Here is a 4,830-nt window from a genome sequence, read left to right on the forward strand (position 1 = left end):
CGAACACCCAGCGCCCGCCGTAACGGTCGGTCCAGATGCCCAGGAATAACCGGCTGATGGAGCCGGTCAGGATCGGGGTCGCCATCAGCAGCCCGAGCTGGGTGTCCGATAGTCCCAGATCCTCCGCAATCCGGATCCCGATGATGGAAAATATGGTCCAGACCGCAAAACACAGGGTGAACGAGAAAGTCGATAGACCCAGTGCCCGGTACTGCTGTGGTCGTGTCGCAGTAGTGGTCATTGCTGCCCTCCATTCCTGCATTCAATGATGCTTTAACCATATCAAATACAGGGTTTTTTCATGCGGGGCATTGGAGGTACCTCTACATGGATGCAGTGGTGGTAGGAAAGCGACGGTTTTGGCCGGTAAGGGGATAGGTGCTTGATTTCTCTCGTGGGGTACCCGCCAGAAGCGTTGATTTACGTCAATTATGGGGGGTAATGGAATGTGGGCTAATGGCTGACAGATATCAATTGATGCCCCTTTCGGGGGCGCGGATACCTGCCTTCGGAGAAGCCCATGAAAATCATGATTGCCTACGATGGTTCGCGCAATGCCAGGCTGGCATTGGCGCAGACCATCACCATGTTTCGCGACCTGAAACCGCAGCTGACCTTGGTGGCCGTGGCGGAAAACCCCCGGGACATCACTTCCGGAAATGAAGACCTGTTCCAGCAGGAAGTCACTGAACTGAAAGATTACCTGAACGAGGCCATGGAGGTGTGCCAGAACGAGGACGTGGCCGCCGAGACCATGCTGCTCGAGGGTGATCCCCGCAAGATGCTTCTGTACGCCGCCGAGACGAAGATCCACCCGGACATGCTGGTGATTGCCCGTCACAGTCATGAGCCGGACGGTGGGTTCATCGCCCGCTCTCTCACCTATTTCGTGGATGAACTGGATTACATGACCTTCGGCAGCGTGAGTTCATTCCTTGCCCGCCGGATCCAGTGTCCACTCCTGATCCTGCCCAGCCGTTGAACCGGCCAGTAACGAGATTCCGTTTGATAGCCCGAGGAGGCTGAAATGAAAGTCGCAGACGTCTTCCGCTTCAGGAACGCCGAGATCAAGGCGCTGCACCTGACCTGGATTGCATTCTTTATTACCTTTTACGTGTGGTTCAACATGGCGCCTCTGGCGTCCAGCATGCTCAAGAGCGTGGACTGGCTGACCACCGATGACCTCCGCCTGTTTGCCATCTGCAACGTGGCGCTGACCATTCCGGCCCGCATCGTGGTGGGCATGGCCCTGGACCGGTTCGGTCCCCGCCGGGTGTTCTCGGTACTGATGGTGCTGATGTCCATCCCGGCACTGTTTTTCGCCTTCGGTAACACCATGACCCAGTTGCTGGTCAGCCGCCTGGTGCTCAGCTCCATCGGTGCCAGCTTCGTGGTTGGCATCCACATGACCGCCATGTGGTTCAAGCCCAAGGACATCGGCTTTGCGGAAGGCTTCTACGCCGGCTGGGGTAACTTCGGTTCCGCCGCGGCCGCCATCTCCCTGCCCACCATCGCCCTGCACATGTATGGCGGTGAAGACGGCTGGCGCTGGGCCATTGCCCAGAGCGCCATTGTCATGGCGGCCTATGGCGTCTACTACTGGTTCGCCATCACCGACGGCCCTGCCGGCACCGTCCACCGCAAGCCCCGCAAGGCGGTGGCCCTGGAGGTGAGCACCTGGGGTGACATGGTCAAACTGATTCTCTGGACCATTCCCCTGGTGGGCGTGCTGGCCATCCTGGTCTGGCGCATCCAGAACATGGGCTACCTCAGCATCACCGGTGCTGCCATCTGCTATGCAGTCATTTTTGCCATCGTCTGCTACCAGATTATCCAGATTCTGCGGGTCAACGTACCCATCCTGAAAAAGGGTGTGCCAGAGGATGACAAGTACCCGTTCAACAGCGTCGCGGCCCTCAACAGCACCTACTTCGCCAACTTCGGCGCCGAGCTGGCCGTGGTCTCCATGCTGCCCATGTTCTTCGAGGAAACCTGGAGCCTGAGTGCCACCGCAGCCGGCCTGATTGCCGCCTCCTTTGCCTTCGTGAACCTGGTGGCCCGTCCCATGGGTGGCCTGGTTTCTGACCGCATGGGTAACCGGCGCTTCGTTATGCTCAGCTACATGTTCGGTATCGCGGTCGGCTTCGCCATGATGGGCCTGATGAACTCTAGCTGGCCGCTGATCATCGCGGTGGGAATTACCGTGTTCACCTCCTTCTTCGTGCAGGGGGCCGAAGGAGCGACCTTCGGCATCATTCCCTCCATCAAGCGCCGGCTCACCGGCCAGATCTCCGGTATGGCCGGGGCCTACGGTAACGTTGGCGCGGTGGTCTACCTCACCATCTTCACCTTCGTCACGCCGACCCAGTTCTTTTACATCATCGCCGCCGGTGCCTTCATCAGCTGGGTGCTGTGTGTGATGTGGCTGAAGGAACCGGAAAGCGGATTCTCTGACGAGTACCACGTCTCATCCGTGGATCGCGAGATCGAGGAAGAGGAGCGCCTGCGCCAGGCGGCTGCCACTTCCCACTGACACCTGCCGGGAAAACAGGCCCGCCGGGAGCAATCCCGGCGGGCTTTTTTATTCTGACGCAGGAGCGGCGTAACCGGGCCAAAAAAGCGGTCCAACTATTGCGGCAGGGTGAAAGGATCCTGCCCGGATAAGTGTCAGTTGAACATGACCAGGGAGGAGAATGGCCATGGAAAAGGAGGATCGTGAAGCCGCCGATCCGTTTGAGACGGTCGCGGAAACCTATGAACAGCTGTTGGTGCCGGCTTTGTTCGGCCAGTGGGCAGAACCGGTAGCGAATTCAGCGTTGGTCCGGGAAGGACAGCGGGTGCTGGATGTTGCCTGCGGCACGGGCGTCCTTGCTCGGGCCCTTGCAAAGCGGGTTGGTCCTGCGGGTGCTGTCTCGGCACTGGATATCAACCCGGCGATGCTGGCGGTCGCGCGGAAGAAGGGGGCTCCAGCCATCGACTGGAAGGAAGGGTCGGCAGAGGAGTTGCCTTATGGAGACGCGCAGTTCGACGCTGTTGCAAGCCAGTTCGGACTCATGCTGTTCCCGGACCCGGAACGTGCGCTGCAGGAAATGATGCGGGTACTGGCCCCCGGTGGACGGCTGGCGGTGGCCGTGTTTGATTCCCTCGACACCCTGCCGGCCTACGCGGCGATGACGGATATCTACGCCCGTGTTGTGGGCAAGGAGGTCGGGCAGGCTCTGCGCAGCCCCTTCAGTCTTGGCGATACCGATGTGCTGGCATCGTGTTTTGCCGATGCGGGGATCGGTGATGTGGTGATAACAAGCCTGGAGGGCAAGGCCCGTTTTCAGGATGTAAGCACGATGGTTGCATCTGATGTCAGGGGGTGGTTCCCCTTCGCGCAGATCCGGCTGGATGACCAGACCGTTGACGCCGTGACCAGGGAGGCCGAGGAAGTGTTAGCCCCATTTACCGGGCCCGATGGTACCGTGGAATTCCCGCTACCGGTTCACATCGCCACTGTGGTGAGGGCTTGATACCGTCCGGTTCGTAAAGGGCGTCGGTTGAGAGGCTGAAAGGCGCCGGCCTCCACAAAGGAGGCCGGCTGGGGGTAGGGCATTGCTGTCCTGTGTTATGGGTTCTTGATGTACGCGTTCTTGCGCAGGTAGAACCACCAGTTAACCACCAGGCAGACAGCGTAGAACACCGCGAAGCCGTACATGGCCACTTCAGGTGTGCCGGCCTGGATCTCCTGTCCCATCACCCGGGGGGCGATGAAAGCGCCGTAGGCGGCGACGGCGGAGGTCCAGCCCAGGACCGGCCCCTTCTGTTGCTGGTCGAAGATGAAGCCGATGCTGCGGAAAGTGGAGCCGTTACCGATACCGCTTGCGGCGAACATGATGATGAATAGGATCAGGAACAGGGCGAAGTAGCTGTTCGGATCGGCGGAGTTGTAGGCCAGCATCATCACGTAACCGGTAGCCACGGACGCGACCACCATGACCACGGAGATAATCTGCGTCACGATGGAACCACCCATCTTGTCGGAAATCCAGCCGCCCACCGGACGGATCAGGGCGCCGACGAAGGGACCCATCCAGGCCCAGGTCAGGGCGCTCGGGGCATCAGGGTTGACCACGCGGGTCATGGTGCCGTCTGCGCCCACTTCCATCATGTTGCCGAAGATGACGCTGATGGACAGGGGCAGGGCCGCGGAGAAGCCGATGAAAGAGCCGAAGGTCAGGATGTAGAGCACGGTCATGGACCAGGTGTGCTTGTTGCTGAAAATCGCGAACTGCTTCTTGATGTTGGGCTGGATATCACCGGGAATAAGGCGCAGCAGGACCACGGTCAGGATGATGGTCAGCGGCAGGGCGAGCCACATGTTCATGATGGAAAGAGCCCAGACACCGGCAACGGAGGTCAGAAGGCCGACGCCATAGAGGCCGAGGATCTTGCCGAATGCAGACATCGGGTTGCCCGGGTTCGGGGTGACCACCTTCAGGTTGTTCATGCCGAACCAGCCGGCGAACGCCAGCGGAATCAGGAACACCAGCCAGATGAAGCCGGCATTCTGGATCCAGGTGTCGGTACCGGCTTCAATACGCCCGATCAGGGTGCCACTGGGGCTTTGCAGTTGCATGGGATCGCCCGCCAGGGCGCCGAAGATACCGACCGTCATCACCAGCGGAATCAGGACCTGCATGGTGGTAACACCGAAATTGCCCAGGCCTGCGTTCATGCCCAGGCCGTAGCCCTGCTTGCTCTTGGGATAGAAGGCACTGATGTTGCTCATGGAGCAGGCAAAGTTACCGCCGCCGATACCGGAGAGCAGTGCCAGGGCCTGGAACA

At 60.0% G+C, this 4,830-nt stretch carries 5 protein-coding genes; 3 read left to right on the top strand and 2 right to left on the bottom strand.

Features of this window, described 5'->3' with window-relative positions; translation table 11 throughout:
* The coding region (locus tag ACESMW_RS09700) for an MFS transporter (protein WP_372986826.1) at positions 1–241 on the bottom strand (241 nt) is incomplete at its 3' end.
* A gap of 279 nt (positions 242–520) precedes the next feature.
* Between ACESMW_RS09700 and ACESMW_RS09705 the strand changes: the two genes are divergently transcribed.
* The 3 genes from ACESMW_RS09705 (at position 521) to ACESMW_RS09715 (ending at position 3,515) form a co-directional block, all read left to right on the top strand.
* Complete coding sequence (locus ACESMW_RS09705) at positions 521–982, top strand: universal stress protein (RefSeq protein WP_372986827.1); 462 nt, start codon at positions 521–523, stop codon at positions 980–982.
* Between the two features lie 45 nt (positions 983–1,027).
* On the top strand, positions 1,028–2,533 hold the full coding sequence (locus tag ACESMW_RS09710; RefSeq protein ID WP_372986828.1) for an MFS transporter: 1,506 nt from the start codon (positions 1,028–1,030) through the stop codon (positions 2,531–2,533).
* Between the two features lie 166 nt (positions 2,534–2,699).
* Entirely contained in the window at positions 2,700–3,515 is an 816-nt protein-coding gene (locus ACESMW_RS09715) for a class I SAM-dependent methyltransferase (protein ID WP_372986829.1), read from the top strand.
* 95 nt (positions 3,516–3,610) lie between these two features.
* Here the strand turns inward: ACESMW_RS09715 and ACESMW_RS09720 are convergent.
* Positions 3,611–4,830: antiporter (locus tag ACESMW_RS09720; protein WP_372986830.1), on the bottom strand; the 1,220-nt coding region annotated here is incomplete at its 5' end.

It is taken from the genome of Marinobacter sp., from assembly GCF_041690455.1.
Classification (GTDB): Bacteria; Pseudomonadota; Gammaproteobacteria; order Pseudomonadales; family Oleiphilaceae; genus Marinobacter.

Bases quoted from the DNA above. Each gene is read 5' to 3' on its own strand.
- ACESMW_RS09705 (WP_372986827.1), top strand. From the start codon at position 521: ATGAAAATCATGATTGCCTACGATGGTTCGCGCAATGCCAGGCTGGCA.
- ACESMW_RS09710 (WP_372986828.1), top strand. From the start codon at position 1,028: ATGAAAGTCGCAGACGTCTTCCGCTTCAGGAACGCCGAGATCAAGGCG.
- ACESMW_RS09715 (WP_372986829.1), top strand. From the start codon at position 2,700: ATGGAAAAGGAGGATCGTGAAGCCGCCGATCCGTTTGAGACGGTCGCG.